Annotated in this window: 14 protein-coding genes; 11 read left to right on the top strand and 3 right to left on the bottom strand. The window is 45.2% G+C overall.

What is annotated here, in order from left to right:
* Nucleotides 1-224 precede the first annotated feature (224 nt).
* The 10 genes from xsc (at nucleotide 225) to MSG38_RS14420 (ending at nucleotide 12,511) form a co-directional block, all read left to right on the top strand.
* The gene (xsc, locus tag MSG38_RS14465) at nucleotides 225-2,036 is read left to right on the top strand and encodes a sulfoacetaldehyde acetyltransferase (RefSeq protein ID WP_017057935.1); all 1,812 of its coding nucleotides are present in this window, start codon (nucleotides 225-227) and stop codon (nucleotides 2,034-2,036) included.
* A gap of 399 nt (nucleotides 2,037-2,435) precedes the next feature.
* A complete protein-coding gene (locus MSG38_RS14460; RefSeq protein ID WP_248402062.1) occupies nucleotides 2,436-3,251 on the top strand; it encodes an FRG domain-containing protein in 816 nt (271 codons plus the stop codon).
* A 265-nt stretch (nucleotides 3,252-3,516) separates the two neighbouring features.
* Complete coding sequence (locus MSG38_RS14455; protein WP_248402061.1) at nucleotides 3,517-3,954, top strand: nuclear transport factor 2 family protein; 438 nt, start codon at nucleotides 3,517-3,519, stop codon at nucleotides 3,952-3,954.
* Between the two features lie 48 nt (nucleotides 3,955-4,002).
* Nucleotides 4,003-5,469 (top strand): FAD-binding oxidoreductase, encoded by a 1,467-nt coding sequence (locus MSG38_RS14450; protein WP_061038014.1) that lies wholly within the window; start codon nucleotides 4,003-4,005, stop codon nucleotides 5,467-5,469.
* Nucleotides 5,470-5,589: 120 nt separating this feature from the next.
* Nucleotides 5,590-6,591, top strand: coding sequence for a TRAP transporter substrate-binding protein (locus MSG38_RS14445; protein WP_048610683.1), 1,002 nt, complete (start codon nucleotides 5,590-5,592; stop codon nucleotides 6,589-6,591).
* A gap of 164 nt (nucleotides 6,592-6,755) precedes the next feature.
* On the top strand, nucleotides 6,756-7,298 hold the full coding sequence (locus MSG38_RS14440) for a TRAP transporter small permease (RefSeq protein ID WP_017097758.1): 543 nt from the start codon (nucleotides 6,756-6,758) through the stop codon (nucleotides 7,296-7,298).
* A gap of 37 nt (nucleotides 7,299-7,335) precedes the next feature.
* On the top strand, nucleotides 7,336-8,676 hold the full coding sequence (locus tag MSG38_RS14435) for a TRAP transporter large permease (protein ID WP_017064290.1): 1,341 nt from the start codon (nucleotides 7,336-7,338) through the stop codon (nucleotides 8,674-8,676).
* An 11-nt stretch (nucleotides 8,677-8,687) separates the two neighbouring features.
* On the top strand, nucleotides 8,688-9,608 hold the full coding sequence (locus tag MSG38_RS14430) for a cache domain-containing protein (protein WP_248402060.1): 921 nt from the start codon (nucleotides 8,688-8,690) through the stop codon (nucleotides 9,606-9,608).
* A gap of 236 nt (nucleotides 9,609-9,844) precedes the next feature.
* Entirely contained in the window at nucleotides 9,845-10,417 is a 573-nt protein-coding gene (locus tag MSG38_RS14425; protein WP_017064292.1) for a malate synthase, read from the top strand.
* A gap of 486 nt (nucleotides 10,418-10,903) precedes the next feature.
* Entirely contained in the window at nucleotides 10,904-12,511 is a 1,608-nt protein-coding gene (locus MSG38_RS14420; RefSeq protein WP_050647820.1) for a BCCT family transporter, read from the top strand.
* A 206-nt stretch (nucleotides 12,512-12,717) separates the two neighbouring features.
* On the opposite strand, the gene MSG38_RS14415 is transcribed toward MSG38_RS14420, so the two are convergent.
* Nucleotides 12,718-13,644 (bottom strand): M14 family metallocarboxypeptidase, encoded by a 927-nt coding sequence (locus MSG38_RS14415; protein WP_248402059.1) that lies wholly within the window; start codon nucleotides 13,642-13,644, stop codon nucleotides 12,718-12,720.
* Nucleotides 13,645-13,818: 174 nt separating this feature from the next.
* Here MSG38_RS14415 and MSG38_RS14410 point away from each other — a divergent pair, with 174 nt between their 5' ends.
* Nucleotides 13,819-14,724: a DUF808 domain-containing protein gene (locus MSG38_RS14410; RefSeq protein WP_248402058.1), complete on the top strand. Its 906-nt coding sequence runs from the start codon at nucleotides 13,819-13,821 to the stop codon at nucleotides 14,722-14,724.
* 137 nt (nucleotides 14,725-14,861) lie between these two features.
* On the opposite strand, the gene pyrC is transcribed toward MSG38_RS14410, so the two are convergent.
* Together pyrC and MSG38_RS14400 are read right to left on the bottom strand one after the other, a co-directional pair.
* A complete protein-coding gene (gene pyrC / locus MSG38_RS14405; protein ID WP_048609740.1) occupies nucleotides 14,862-15,890 on the bottom strand; it encodes a dihydroorotase in 1,029 nt (342 codons plus the stop codon).
* Between the two features lie 192 nt (nucleotides 15,891-16,082).
* Complete coding sequence (locus tag MSG38_RS14400; RefSeq protein WP_008215717.1) at nucleotides 16,083-16,241, bottom strand: YqaE/Pmp3 family membrane protein; 159 nt, start codon at nucleotides 16,239-16,241, stop codon at nucleotides 16,083-16,085.
* Between the last annotated feature and the right edge of the window lie 206 nt (nucleotides 16,242-16,447).

The following is a 16,447-nucleotide window of genomic DNA, read 5'->3' as shown; positions in this document are numbered from 1 at the left end:
GCGCTATGTCGTCGATTATTAACAGCTCAACCTAAGTTAACGGCACTTTTTGTACGAAAAACTACCAATAATGTGATCCAGTTTCATTAATTAGAATGAATTGTTCCAATTTAATATAAAAAGTTGACGCGTAAAAATTCTACTACTAAGGTGAAAATGAATTCGAAAAAGAGACAATTCATTCCGAAAAATGAAATTATGGTCAACTCAAGGAGAATGGAAGAATGAGCGAGCAAGAAAAACGTACGGTTGTTTCCGGCACAGTAACAATGACACCATCAGAAGCGTTCGTTGAAACTATGGTTGCTAATGATGTTACCGACATGTTCGGCATCATGGGGTCAGCATTTATGGACGCAATGGATATCTTTGCTCCTGCTGGCATTCGATTGGTCCCAGTAGTACACGAGCAAGGCGCTGCCCACATGGCAGATGGTTACTCTCGTGTATCGGGTCGCCACGGTGTAGTTATCGGGCAGAATGGCCCGGGTATCAGTAACTGTGTGACTGCGATTGCAGCGGCGTTCTGGGCACATAGCCCGGTCGTAATTGTGACGCCTGAGACAGGTACTAAAACAATGGGCTTAGGTGGTTTCCAAGAGTGTAACCAACTTCCAATGTTCCAAGAGTTTACTAAGTATCAAGGACACGTAACGCACCCAGACCGTATGGCGGAATACACAGGCCGATGTTTCGACCGCGCAATGAGCGAAATGGGGCCAACTCAACTGAATATTCCTCGTGATTACTTCTATGGTGAAACTCAAACCGAGATCCCTAAACCTGCGCGTTTAGACCGTGGTCCGGGTGGCGAGAAATCTCTGAATGAAGCGGCAGACCTGATTGCTGAAGCGAAATTCCCAGTCATCATCTCTGGTGGCGGCGTGGTTATGGCTGATGCCGTTCAAGAGTGTGCAGCGTTGGCAGAAAGACTGGGCGCACCCGTTGTGAACAGCTACCTGCACAATGACTCGTTCCCTGCTAGTCACCCATTATGGTGTGGTCCTTTAGGCTACCAAGGTTCGAAAGCAGCAATGAAGTTGATGGCTCAAGCGGATGTGGTTATCGCTTTGGGTACACGTCTTGGTCCATTTGGTACGTTGCCTCAACATGGTATGGACTACTGGCCGAAGAATGCGAAAATCATTCAGATTGATGCAGACAACAAGATGCTAGGTCTGGTTAAGAAGATTTCAGTTGGTATCTGTGGTGATGCGAAAGCAGCTGCGGTTGCTCTATCTGAAAGATTGGAAGGCCGTGCACTGTTGTGTGATGACAATAAAGGCGCTCGCCAAGATACAGTCGCAACAGAGAAAGCACTTTGGGAAAAAGAGCTTGATGAGTGGACACACGAACGTGACTCTTTCAGCTTGGATATGATTGAAGAAAACTCACACGAGACTCCGTTCTCTGGTGGTGAATACCTACATCCACGCCAAGTACTGCGTGAGCTAGAAAAAGCGATGCCAGAAGACGTAATGGTCTCAACCGATATCGGTAACATCAACTCGGTGGCAAACAGCTATTTACGCTTTGAAAAACCACGTAGCTTCTTTGCGGCAATGAGTTTTGGTAACTGTGGTTACGCGTTCCCAACTATTATTGGCGCGAAAGCAGCAGCACCTCATCGCCCAGCTATCTCTTATGCAGGCGACGGTGCGTGGGGCATGAGCCTGATGGAAACCATGACATGTGTTCGTCATAACATTCCAGTGACAGCCGTGGTATTCCACAACCGTCAATGGGGTGCAGAGAAGAAGAACCAAGTCGATTTCTACAACCGACGCTTTGTTGCCGGTGAGCTAGATAACCAAAGCTTTGCTGAAATCGCTCGAGCAATGGGTGCTGAAGGTATCACGGTTGATAAGCTAGAAGATGTAGGTCCAACTTTGCAAAAAGCCATCGACATGCAGATGAACGAAGGCAAAACAACCATCATTGAAATCATGTGTACTCAGGAATTGGGCGACCCGTTCCGCCGAGATGCGCTATCAACACCGGTTCGTTTCCTAGATAAATACAAAGATTACGTATAAGCCATAGGAAGTTTGTCCGGCCACGGTATTTTCGAGAGTGTTAACGAAAGTGCAATCGAGAATGTGGTCGGGCAATATTAACGGGTATTGGCAATGTACTTAAGTGAATACCGGCAACCCGTATTTCAATAATTCTTAGTCAAACGTTAGAACATGAATTAAATGACTGTTGTGCATATAAGTGGTTTTAGTTATATAACTTTTTCGTTCCTTATTAATCGACCCTTAGCTTATTGCTCCTTAGTTAATGGTTTTATAACTGCTAGTTATTGATGAGGATATATAGTCATTGATAAAGATATATACCTATTACCATTTTAAAAATCATTCGTACCGATACTGATTAACCAGAATAGTTAATTTTTGATTGCAATAAATTTAAATTAAGCGACCTATTACATGCATGCTGTGAACAATAAACGCTATATAAGCTCACTCGAAGAGCTGTATGAAATAATCGATTTACTTATCACGGGGTGTAGTGGAGAGCGTGGTTTAATTTATAACGTGTGTGATTATGAAAACCGTAATCTGATGCCAAGCTTAGGCCGGTCAAATCGTAAAAACATTCGCCGTGTCGAACAAGAGTTGCTTTCAACCGTGAGAGTTTACGGTGGGCATTCACTGAGTTCACACGAGATAAACGATTGGTTATTGATGTGCTTAGCCAAGAAGCAGGGGTTTCCAACCCGGTTACTTGAATGGACAGATAGCCTGATTAATGCGTTGTGGTCTGTGTGCCATAGCCAAAGTAAAGACTGCATCAATATTGTTAAAGCGATTAATTATCATAGGGTTAGTGTTTTTAACTCACCCTATGAACTTGAAAGAACTCAGATCTTTAAAGTAGCCGACTGCGATAAGCAGGAGCAACGAACGGATAAGTGGTATTCCATTCATCCATTTAAGGACGGCAGTAATGATGCCATTCAGCCTTTGTACGATGAGAAAGAATATTCAAACGGTCTAGTATCCGTTCATATTCTTCCGTCAGCAAAAGTAAACCTGATAAAGGAGTTAATATCCATGAATGTTTTAAATGAACCGACTGATTATATCGAAGAGAAGCTAACCGATATAAAAAATGAAGCCCATGTAGATAACAATCAAGTTATTAATAAAGGTGAGGGGAATATTGAATTACAAGTGAATACCCATAACCGTAAACTTGAGCAGTATGGCCGAAAGTACCATCAAGATTTTGACTTCGACTAAAGGATAATATCTATATCAATTTAAATTAGTTTTAGACTTAACGTAGTTGTTTTTCTGGTAAATAAAATTAGAACACTAATTAGTTTATAAAAAGATGAAATCTGTGAGCTTAGAGATTGTTTATAAAGCTACTCGAAGTTAGAGTGGCGAAGCTTGTTATCAAGTTGTTAAATTTCCACAAATCTAGTTTAAACACTCTAATAAAAAAGTGGCGCAAAGCCACTGAAATTTAAACCAATAACGAAAACATAAAGGATTCTGGAATATGAATATGCAAACCAATGCAGCGACATTCGTGCTGGAAAACCAAGTCGACACCGCCTTTTTACAGTCTTTCAGTGATGCGTGGAATAACCACGACATTGAAGCACTGATGTCGTTTATGACTGAAGACTGTGTCTTCCACACCGTGGCAGGTGAAGGCTTGCTTGGAAATACTATTGAAGGGTACGAAGCTGTTCGCAATAGCTTTGAATTGGTTTGGCAAAACTTTCCAGATGCAGCTTGGAGCGACCCTGTCCATTTTGTGTGTGGTGACCGCGCGGTGAGTGAATCGACGTTCTCTGCGACTAATCCTGATGGCAGCATCATCGAAGCTCGCATGGTCGACGTGTTTACCCTGAAAGATGGAAAAATCAGCGTAAAAAATGCCTTCCGTAAAACACGACCTCTTTTGACTCCCCACAATACTCCCAAGAGCTAGACACGAAACCACAACCCGTTCACGTGTTATGACTAGGAGAGTCGAATTATGAGTTTAGTAATGGAACAACCGGCAGCCGATGTGCCGCCAAAGGTGAAAAGCACCCAAGCAAAAGAAAGTACCCAAGCAAGAGATAAATACGATCCAAAATACGATCCACTTAAAGACAAGAGCCCAGGTCACGGTAAGGAATACGCACCAACGTACTGGGTAGATACGGCAGGCGCGCCACCTGAAGATGATGGTCCAATTACATCGGATATGGATGTTGATGTGGCGATAATCGGTTCAGGTTACACAGGCCTAAGTACCGCGATACACCTTGCTGAAATGTACGGCATTAAAGCGACTGTGATTGAAGCTAACCGTATGAGTTGGGGCTGCAGTACCCGAAATGGTGGTCAGGCTCAGTGTGCGTCAGGACGCTTAAAACGCTCTCAGTGGATTGAACGCTGGGGACTAGAAACCGCGCTGAAAATGCACCGCGAATGCGTAGATGGCATGAACACCTTTAAGTCTCTAATCAAAGACATTGATTGTGACCCGCAGCCGGGTGGTCACTTATACGTCGCTCACCGTCCAAAAGTGATGGCAACACTAGAGAAAGAAGCCAAGTTGCTGCGTGAGACGTTCGATTACGATGCGCAGATCTTAGATGCGGAAACCGTAAAGCGTGATTACGTTGGTGACCAAGAAGCGGCAGGCGCAATGCATGAGCCAGAAGGGATTGGTATTCATGCAGGGAAACTTGCGTTTGGCTATCTAAGAAAGGCGAGAGCACTCGGTGTAAAAGTGCATCCAGCAAGCCCTGTAATGGGGTGGGAAACACGCAACGGTGTGCACTACTTGAAAACGCCCGGCGGTGTTGTGAAGGCACGTTCTGTTGGGGTTTGTACCGGTGGATACACCAGCCAAGGTTTGCATTCAGAACTTAAGAATCGCTTGTTGCCGGTACTTTCTAATTCGATGGTGACACGTCCGCTAACTCAAGACGAAATCGCCGCGTGTAACTTCAAAACCAATCAGGTGATTACAGATACCCGAATCCTGCGTCATTACTACCGTCTGTTACCGGATAACCGAGTACAGATTGGGACACGCAGTGCCATCAGTGGCAAGAACGCACCTGAAAAGAAATACGAAGACATGTTGAGAGCGGATTTAACTCGAAAATTCCCGTCTCTCGATCAAATCAAAATCGACTATTCATGGTGGGGCTGGGTGGATGTTAGCCACGACATGATGCCGAGAATCTATCAGCCTAATCCTAAGCAATCCATCTTTTACGCGCTGGGTTATGGCGGTAATGGCGTGATGTATTCCGCTCAAGCAGGTAAGCGCCTCGCTCAGTGGATCGCAGGTGAAGGCCACAAGTTGGACTTGCCAATATTTGAATCAAAACTTCCGTTCCCCAACGTGAGGGAAGTGGTGGAATCAGAGATGTTTGCACCGTTTCGCAGAATGGGGCAGCGGTTCCTTTATCAGTGGTATTCGTTAAAGGATGAAAAGCTGTAATCGCGACTCGAACATTGTTTCCAAAATAGGGAAATAGAACTACGACCGGGAAAGTTGTACCAGGTCACCTTGTGAGCAAAGTACAGGCAGGAAGTCTGTACGATAGGAAAGGTTAAGACTATGAAATTTATTAAAAATAAAATTATTGCTGGTGTCACCATTGTAGCAACAGCGGTGCTATCTCATACCGCGGCAGCAGCGAATTTTAAAATGGCTATCGGCGATGCTGCTGGTGGTACGCAGTGGGAATTGGCGACATCGTTTTCTGAACTGATGGAGCAAAAAACAGACGGTAAAGTAAAAATCGATCTGTTCCCGAATGGTCAATTAGGCAATGAGCAAGACACCGTCAACGATGCGGCAATCGGCTTACTCGACTTCTCTGTACTGGCGATCAACAACGTAACCCCTTTCTCTCCAACTGTTGGTCTACTGACCATGCCTTACGTGATTCAAAGCGCAGAAGAAGCGGTTCTACTGACTCAAGGCCAAGTTGGCCAAGACCTCGTCGATAACACGATTCGTGATGCTGGTGTTCGCATCGTTGGTTGGGCTTATTCAGGCTTTAGGGTGTTGACTAACTCGAAAAAGCCAGTCGCTTCGCCAGAAGATCTTAAAGGGCTGGTGATTCGTGTTCCTCGTAATGAAATCATGATTGCGTCTTATCAAGCATGGGGTGTAAACCCAACACCAATGGCATGGTCTGAGACCTTTACCGGCCTGCAACAAGGCGTGGTTGATGGTCAAGATAACCCTTACATCACTGTGCATGCGATGAAGTTCAATGAAGTACAAAAGTACGTGACCAACATTCGCTACATCTTCTCGCTTGAGCCGCTAATCGTCAGTGAAACCGTCTTCCAACAACAGACTCCAGAGATGCAAAAGATCATTCTTGAAGCAGGTCAGGAAGCGACAGAGCACAGCTTTGCTTATCTAGAGAATACTGAAAACAAAATCCGTGAAGAACTACAAGCGAAAGGCATGGTCTTCACCGACCCAGCAGACAATGAACAAGAGTGGATCAACAAGGTGACTAAGTCAGTTTGGCCTAAGTTCTACTCAAGCATTGGGGGCAAAGACAAGCTAGACGACGTTCTTGAGTTACTAGGTAGAAAGTAACGATTAGATTCGCCCTATCTGCTGTTCTCCGCTACTTAATCACCTAGCGATAGAACAGTGAGATAGGGCATTTACATGGCTTTACTCGTTGATCTGTTCTGTACCTGATCTTTTTAGGACCGTGAGCGACTGGTTGTCATGTGGAAATCAACATTGGAGGTTATATGTCAGTCGCTAAAACAATAAAAAAGCACCTAAACAACATTGAGGAATATACCTGTTGTCTGCTGCTCGCAAGCTTTGTCCTATTGCTGTTCACACAAATCATTACTCGTCAGTTCTTTGATTACTCCATACCTTGGGGTGATGAAGTGGCCACTTACATGTTCGTTTGGTTTGCTTATCTAGGCGCCGTTGTGGCAGCCAAAATGTCGGCTCATAACCGAGTGAGCTTTCACTTCAAATTCTTTCCGCCAATCGTGCAAACCGTTAGCGAAACCATCGCTGACTTCTTATGGCTCTGCTTCAACGGTTACTTTGTTTACCTCAGTTACGACTTCGTGTTTAACAAAATGAACCTGTTTTGGAAATCTCAAACCACAGGCATCCCGATGAAGTATTTCTACATGATTTTACCTATCGCGTTTTCCCTAATGATGATTCGAATTATCTGGAACAACTACGAGCGTTTATTCAAAGGCGCAACCAACGAAGATCCAGAAGTCAAAGAGCTGCGAAAAATGACGGCACAAAAGTCAGCGCAGTAGTCATCACAGAGAATAGTCGTAATAGAGAGATGTAATAATGGAATCCTATTTAACTCTAATTTTATTTGGTGGCTTCTTAACCCTGTTAATTCTGGGTGCACCAATCACAGTATCACTGGCCGGCGCTTCAATGGCGGCCTATATGTTGCTCGACAAAAATCCCATCGCTTTAGTACAAATTGCGTTTACTTCGGTGGGTAACTTCCCATTAATGGCGCTGCCAGCCTTTGTTCTTGCAGGCGCATTAATGGAGGCGGCGGGGATCTCCAAACGTTTGGTGGATATCGCCGAAAGCTTAGCTGGGCCCGTAACAGGCGGCCTTGGCGCGGCAACGGTTATGGCGTGTCTTTTCTTTGGCGCTATCTCGGGTTCAGGCCCTGCAACAACCGCAGCGGTGGGCATGCTAATGGTGCCCGCTATGGTTAAGCGTGACTACGATAAGAGCTACGCGTCAGCAGTAACGGCTGCATCAGGTGGCTTGGGTATCATCATTCCGCCGTCCATTCCTTTGGTTATTTTCGGCATTTCTGCGATGGGATTAATGGCACCGCCAGAAGCCATTGCTCAGCATGGGCAGTTTGCTTCTTTGTCTATTCCAAAGCTGTTTGTTGCTGGGGTTGTGCCGGGTTTCATTATGGCGTCGACGCTAGTGGTCACTAACTATTTCATTGCTAAGCGTGAAGGCTATAAAGGGCTTACCGAAACATGGTCGTTTGGTGATGTAAGGCATTACTTGCGTCGCGGTTTATGGTCGATATTAGCGCCATTCCTGATTCTTGGTGGTATCTACAGCGGTATGTTCACACCAACAGAGTCTGCGGTTGTGGCGATTTTTTATTCGCTATTCGTGGGTGTGTTTATTCACCGAGAGTTGTCGTTCAAAAGCGTGATGAAATCTTTGTCGACCACCACATGGATCACCGGACGCGTATTGTTAATCCTCTTTGCTGCCACTGTGTTCGGACGCCTGTTGATAGAACAAAAAATCCCAGTTGTTGTGGCGGAATCGCTACTTAGTTTTACCGACAACATGTACATGGTGTGGGCACTAACGATTACCTTGCTGCTGTTCATCGGCATGTTCATGGAAACCTTGGCGGCGATCATGATCATTGTGCCAGTGCTGCTGCCAATCATGTACATGCTGGGCGCCGATCCTACCCATGTTGGTATCGTGGTGGTGTGTACGCTCTCGATAGGTTTTGCGACACCACCGCTCGGTGAAAACATCTTTGTTGCCTCGGGGATCGGTGGCTCTACGGTCGAGCAGATCACCGCGAAGATCCATCCCTTTGTACTTGCATCTGTCGTAGGCGTTTTCGTTATCGCTTTCTTCCCACAAATCACGCTTTGGCTACCGTCCTTAGTCGGCTATTAGGAGACACAACGATGAATCTATCCAGAATAATCCTTATTGGCTGCGCCTTGTTTGCTGTGGTTAGCGGCATTGGATTGCGTGCCGAGCATTCAGAAGTCGAGAAAGAGATTAAGCCAGTCAATGTGCTCGATATCTCTGAGCCACATGTGGTCAGTGACGCTGAAAGGAGAGCCAAAACCTTGTTGGCGAAAGCGGTGGTGCACGTTCAAAAAGAAGGTGACGACAGCGTGAAAGACTTCATGAGTGATGCCGAATATATAGACGGTGAGCTCTATGTGTTTGCTTTGGGCGTCGATGGCCAATTCCTGGCTAGCGGCGGCTCTTCTATGGTGCTGGTGGGCGACAGTGTGTTGGATACCCAAGACGTTTACGGCAATCCTTTTTTCCGAGAAATGATCACCAAAGCGGTACACAACGGTTTTGGTGAAGTGAAGTATCACTGGACTAACCCGACCGATCGCATGGGTGAGCCGAAAACCACCTTCTTCGAGCGTGTCGGCGATGTAATCGTGGCGGTGGGGTATTACCCAGAACGTTCCAGTGCTGCAGAAGCTAAGCGATTATTGGCGAGAGCCATGACCGCAATAGTAGAGTCTGAGCAAGACAGCATTACTGAATTTAATGATACCAAAGGCAGTTTTGTAGAAGGGGACTTGTATGTGTTTGTGATGGATATGAGCTCTGGAAAACTGCTCGCGCATGGCGTCTCTCCTGAGCTTGTTGGGCGTTCACACAACGAAATTCTAAGTCCTGACGATAAGCCAATTCTCACTGAGATGTTAAATCTAGCCAAAGAAAATGGTCGTGGCGTTTACACCTATCGATGGTTAAATCCGCTGTCGAGCAAAGTGGAAACTAAGCACACTTACTATCGAGTTATCGACAATAAGTTGGTTGGGGTGGGTTATTACACAAATTCAAACAACACGTAAACGCGTTTCTACGGAACCCTCAACCCAGTTAAATAAAGGGCTGGGGGCTCGAAATGCCGGTTTGTGTAAAAAAGCAATTTAGTAAAATTCACACTGTGTAATTTTTGTTGTGAAATTGTTTCAAAAATAACAGTAGTATGAAAAACATGGAAACCACACAGTAAAGAACAATTTTGAAAAGGGTCTATTGGGATGTTTGACCTAAATGAAATTTAAAGCCGTACGAGGGATAGACTATGAATATGCTGACACTAGACAAAACAGAACTTCACAGAAACCATTCAACATTTATTGCTGAAGCTGTCTTTGCCGTCGAAATGGTGAAAGCAGACAAGCAACTTGAAAAACAAAAAATGGCGAAACAGTTGCTTGATACTCTATTTCCTCTAGAGACGGGTTCACATGAAGATGTAGTGAGCTACGAGATCGATTACCGACACGTTCAGGTTTACTTCAAGAATGGTGAACATACTGGACTGAAACGCGCTAAACACTTTGTGGCTTACACAGGTGATAAATCTAAGCCTTCAGCAATCCTATTCCGTGATGAAAGCGGTACGCACGTTGAAGTGACAATCGGCGCTCGTAAAGGCACAGGCCGTCTGGAGTTGGTTGATATTCAAGATATCCAATTAGAGACATGCACCACGTTTGGTCAAACTGAGGCGAGCCGTTCTTCTGGCATCCGTCACTGGGTGAGCTTAGTAAAAGGCGATGAAAGTGGCCGCCCGAATGCATCAAGTGAAGACAAAGAGTTCACGGCGAAAAATGGTGAAGACTATAACCTAGGTTTTTGCTTCGCAATCTAACGAACTGTCTTTGAAATGTGCAGTGCTGATCTGTGAGACACAGCACTGACATTTGAGCACTGATTTCTCTTTTACCTTTGGTAACTTTCCCCGCCCCTATAGCGGGGCTTTTTTATTAGAGCTATAAGTAAATTGGGTGATTATTAAAATTATCTGAAAAAAGTTTGGATGTAATTTTACGGTGCGTCATTTCAATTTAAATTGTTGTATTTGAAGGTTTTTATTCTTTTATTTTATTCTGTTTTTATTGGGTTAACTATCACTATCAACGGCGGTTTGGGTGACTATTGAGCTAAAACTCAGTCAAAATGCTTTGAGCTGTGCTATAATGTGCGCCTTGGGATTGAGCCAGTAAGTCCATTTATCACTAACTATTGTGATTTTTATTGCCTTTTATTTAGGCGGTTCGGCGAGCCAATCAAGTAGTAATTGGATACGGAGAGCGTCCTTATATTCGTTGATTCGGATATGTGAACATCATAATTTATGAGTTTTAAATCAAAAAAATACAGTATTGATTCTACTGACTATCAAGTTGGTCAAGATAACGTCAGTAAATGGGGCATGGATGTCCATAACACAGTCTTCGTAGCCTCAGTAGGCTTATCTCTTCTCTTCATCATCACTCTTCTTGCTCTTCCTCCTGCAGATGCCAAAGCTGCGATTGATTCTATTAAGGGTGCTGTTTTATCAAAGTTTGACTTCCTCTTTATGTGGGGAGCCAACATCATGTTAGTTTTTGCCGTTATTCTTGCATTCTCACCTTTGGGTAAAGTTCGCTTAGGTGGCGAAGACGCGACAGCGGACTATTCAATGTCATCTTGGATTGCGATGTTATTCGCAGCAGGTATGGGTATTGGACTTATTTTCTGGGGTGTTGCAGAGCCAACCGCGTTCTTTACGAACTGGTTCGGAACGCCACTCGATGCAGAACCGTTCACAGCAGCTGGCCGTGAACTAGCACTCGGTGCGACCGTATTCCACTGGGGCTTCCATGCTTGGGCTATCTATGGCATGACGGCACTTTGCCTTGCGTATTTTGTTTACAACAAAGGCTTACCGCTATCAATGCGTTCTGTGTTCTACCCAATTTTGGGTGAGCGAGTATGGGGCAAAACGGGTGATGTGATCGATGTACTAACGGTACTGGTTACTCTGTTTGGTCTTGCGACTTCACTAGGCTTAGGTGGTACACAAGCAGCAAGTGGTATCAGCCACGTGTTTGGCTTGGATAACAACATCTTCCTTCAGCAATCTATCATCGTTCTGATCATGGGCTTAGCGATCATCTCTGTACTACGTGGTATGGACGGTGGTGTTAAATTCCTAAGTAACCTGAACATGGTTATTGCGTTCGTATTCCTTGGTCTGATCGCTGTTCTGAACTTCACAACTGTGCTTGATTCTGTCGCGACTGCTGTGACGGGGTATGCGAAAAACATCATTGCATTGAGCCAAAGCTCTGGCCGTGAAGACACAACATGGTTGCATGGCTGGACTGTATTCTACTGGGCATGGTGGGTTGCGTATGCACCATTCTTCGGTATGTTCGTAGCGCGTATTTCTAAGGGCCGTACGGTTCGTGAATTCTTACTTTGCGTATTGATTATCCCAACACTGGTAACGTCTGCTTGGATGTCTATCTTTGGTGGCGTGGCTATCGAGCAAGTGATCAGTCATGTGGGGCAACTTGGCCTCGACCAAGGCATCACAGACGTGTCTCTAAGCTTGTTCTACATGCTAGATGCTTACCCGTTTGGTAGCATTCTATCGGTTATCGCTGTAGCACTGATCATCGTATTCTTCGTGACTACACTAGACTCAGGTTCTATCGTTATCGATGGCATGACGGCGGGCGGTAAGCTTGAAGTTCCTGTTAAACAGAAAGTGGTTTGGGCGGTTATCTCAGGTGCTATCGCAATGGTGATGTTGTGGATTGGTGGTACTCAATCTATCCAAGCACTGCAATCGATCACGATCATTGCTGCACTGCCGTTTACGATCATTCTTCTGATTGGTTGTTTCAGCTTGTTGAAAGGTCTACTGACTGAAGTAGACAAAGGACAAGCAAGCGTTAGCGAAACAGCGAAATAAAGTCAATAGCTAATTAACGACTTATTCCAGAGGAAGCGTTATTTCAAAGCTCTCTTGTACTGCAAGGGAGCTTTTTTATGCCTGAGAAGAAATGACAGGTAAGAGAAAGAGACAAAAAAGAGCCACAAGCGAATCGTCACTTGTGGCTCTTATTTAGTTTTAGGGCTTAGCTCTAGGGTACTAGCTACTAGCTACTAGCTACTAGCTTACGCGTTTAGTTCGTGTTGAATTACGTAATCCAAAGCACCGACTACCGCAGCAACTTGAGCATCGTTACACTCTTCGTCTGTCACTTTGTCGCTGTCCGGGTAAACCTCTGTGGTTGTACCGTACTTACAATCAGTCACACCGCCACATAACCCAAGCTTCTTCATTGGGTAGTTAATCACACCATGTTGGGTAACTTCAGAGCCAATGATCTTGCCGTCTGCATCTGCTGGCGCAATGTGCGTTACTTTTTCAACTGAAGCAATTACCGCCGCTTGGAATTCCGGCTGTGGATTTTCTGTATCGCCAACCGTGTAGAAACCGTCTGGGATCATACCTTCGATGTACTCAATGCCATCACGCGCTGCGAGTGCTGGTCGGAATTCTGTTTCGTCAGAATCCGTCGTTTCATGTAGGTCAACGTGAACTAAGACTTCTGGTAAAGAAGCGACTAATGCACGTAGGTTTGCTGATTCTTCTGCTGGCGTACCGTCGTAGAAAGAGCGGTTTGGATCGACAGCATTTGGGTTCCAACGGTTGATGACTTCGTAACCCCAAGGACTCACACAAGGTGCAACAACAATGTTGAAGTGCGCTGAGTATTGTTCTGCTTGAGTTGCGGCGAATTTGATCGCGCCATGCACACCACTGGTTTCGTAACCGTGAACACCACCTGTTACAAGGATCGTCGGTTTTGATGCATCCCAGTTTTTGCTTTTGATTGCAAAAAGCGGGAAACGAGCTTCATCGTAGCTCAGTGCGCCGTATTGCTCGATGTCAAAGCGGTCTGCCAATGCTTGGATTTTTGGCACGACTTCTTGCTGGTATTCACGCTTAACGGTTCTTTGAGCTAACCATGCTTGACGTTCTGCTTGTTGCCATTTTTGTCCTGGCTCACCAATTGGGTAGGAGTATTCACTTTTCATCTATACTTCTTCTTTTATGTTCGCGAAAGATGAAGACAGACTAGTCCTGTCTAGCAGAGACGGCAATAGAAAACACAACTTGTGACTCTATTTTTTACAGACTCATAACTTTGATGAGTGGATTGATGGTGTTACATTTTATCAATTGTTTAATCCCTTAAAAGAGACCATAAAATGGCTGGAGCAAGTTTATTAACGCTACTGGATGACATTGCGACCGTGTTGGATGATGTCGCACTGATGTCTAAGGTCGCAGCGAAAAAAACCGCTGGTGTGTTGGGGGATGATTTAGCGCTTAACGCTCAGCAGGTATCTGGTGTTTCTGCTGAACGAGAAATCCCAGTGGTGTGGGCGGTTGCCAAAGGTTCATTTAAAAACAAGCTGATTTTGGTGCCCGCGGCATTATTGATCGGTGCCTTTATTCCTTGGCTGATCATGCCTTTGCTTTTGATTGGTGGCTTGTTTCTTTGTTTTGAAGGTGCCGAGAAAGTCTTAGAGAAGCTCTTTCCTCATGCTCATCAAGAGGCTGAAAAGGGAGAGGACACAAGTACTGGTGAATCCATAGAGGAATATGAGAAGATAAAGGTCGCAGGCGCGATTCGTACCGATTTCATATTATCCGCGGAAATCATCGTGATAGCACTGGGCACCGTGACAGGTACAAGTATCCTTACTCAGATTCTTGTCGTGAGTTTGATTGCGGTTGTGATGACGATTGGTGTTTATGGTTTAGTAGCAGGGATCGTTAAGTTGGACGATTTAGGTTTCTATCTGCAACGAACATCGAACGGTAGTGCCATTAAAACTCAATTGGGTAACGGGCTAGTCGCGTTTGCGCCCAAGTTAATGAAGACGCTTGCTGTGGTCGGCACTGTTGCGATGTTCTTGGTTGGTGGCGGTATTGTGGTGCACAACGTTCCTGCGATTCATCACTTAATTGAGCCGATTATTATGGACTTTCGTGGACATACGATTGCGACTGCGGTTGTTCCCACTTTGTTGAATGGCGTGATTGGTGTAGTGGCAGGGTTACTTGTTGTCGCGGTTTGGAGTGCGATAGAGAAGGTTCGCGGCAAGTAGGGCTTAAACAACGTCTTATGTAACGCGTCACTTTCATACAGAATAAAAAAGGGTCACCCATAATTGGGTGACCCTTTTTAGTTGAAGTGAAGTATTTACGAAGTATCTACAACGTATTTACTTTGCCTTCCGAGTGCTTATTTTACTGACCAAGCAATCGTCTCGCCGCCACGGATTGGTACAACGATGTCTGAACCGAAAGGCATGGTTTCAGCAACGTTCCACTCTTCTTTAACAAGAGTGATGGTGTCCGTGTTACGTGGAATACCGTAGAAGTCAGGGCCGTTGTGGCTTGCAAACGCTTCTAGGTTCTCAATCTTACCTTCTAAGTCGAACACTTCTGCGTACAGTTCAACGGCAGCGTGCGCTGTGTAAGAACCCGCACAACCGCATGCTGACTCTTTTGCACCTTTTGCATGTGGTGCTGAGTCTGTACCCAAGAAGAACTTCTTGCTGCCGCTGGTTGCAGCTTCGATAAGCGCTAATTGGTGCGTGTTGCGCTTTAGGATAGGAAGGCAGTAGAAGTGTGGCTTAATGCCGCCAACCAACATGTGGTTGCGGTTGTAAAGCAGGTGGTGAGCGGTGATGGTTGCCGCTACGTTGTCATTCGCGTTCTTAACGAAGTTTGCAGCGTCAGCGGTTGTGATGTGCTCAAGAACAATCTTTAGGTTAGGGAAGTCGTTCACAATCGGCGCGAGCACTGTGTCTAGGAACTGCTTCTCACGGTCGAAGATATCAACATCGTGAGTGGTAACTTCACCATGAACCAATAGCAACATATCTACTTCTTGCATTGCTTCTAACACGTGGTAAATCTTTTGTGCTGACGTCACGCCTGAATCAGAGTTAGTCGTCGCGCCCGCTGGGTAAAGCTTTGCTGCCACTACTGCACCAGACTCTTTCGCTTTGCGAATTTCTTCAGGTGTGGTGTTGTCTGTCAGGTAAAGTGCCATTAGAGGCTGGAATTGCTCGCTTGGCTGCTCTGCCATGATGCGTTCACGGTAAGCTAAAGCCATTTCGGTATCGGTTACCGGTGGGATGGTGTTTGGCATGATTAACGCTCGACCATTGTAGCGGCTGATATCGCGCACTGTATCTTTTAATACTTCGCCATCGCGTAGATGAACGTGCCAGTCGTCAGGACGAGTAATCGTAAGTTGTGTCATTGAAGGCTCCCACCATTTGAAGTGTTATGTAGTTGGAGCCTAAACTCGGCGAAATCTGTGAAAGCAATCGCTTACGTTTAGGCGACAGGATGATAGTGGAAAAGCACTTTCATTTCATCCTATTTTTAACTCTTCAGGGCTAGGAGCTTGTTTTTATGGCGTTTTAATTCGGTATTTATTTTTGGATACGGGTTAGCGAGTCGCCACCCAGAGTCCGTGGATCATTCCTGGTACCCAGAAGAAGAAGGTCAGGACGATGTTAATCAGCAAATCCTTACCTGCGCCACGAGCGAAGAACACACCAACAGGCGGAAGCAGTACACATAAAATGATAATGACGAGTTTGTTCATGATAAATCCTTTTTATCCAATGAAAGTTCAATGCGATAACCGTGTTCACATTATAGAACGTATGGAGAGTGTTAATGCATTGCTGTCTTAATGTATACAAGGCAGTGATTTAAACATCTCAAGATATTAGCTTAGTATCAAGTGTTTAATTCCTGCCAGTTTATCTATTTATAACCATTTGTTAGCATTGGGACAAACAACAAAAC

The sequence above is a fragment of the Vibrio sp. 1CM24A genome (assembly GCF_023161725.1).
Taxonomy (GTDB): domain Bacteria; phylum Pseudomonadota; class Gammaproteobacteria; order Enterobacterales; family Vibrionaceae; genus Vibrio; species Vibrio coralliirubri.
The sequence above is the reverse complement of the archived record's forward strand: the minus strand, read 5'-3'. Positions and strand labels throughout refer to the sequence as shown.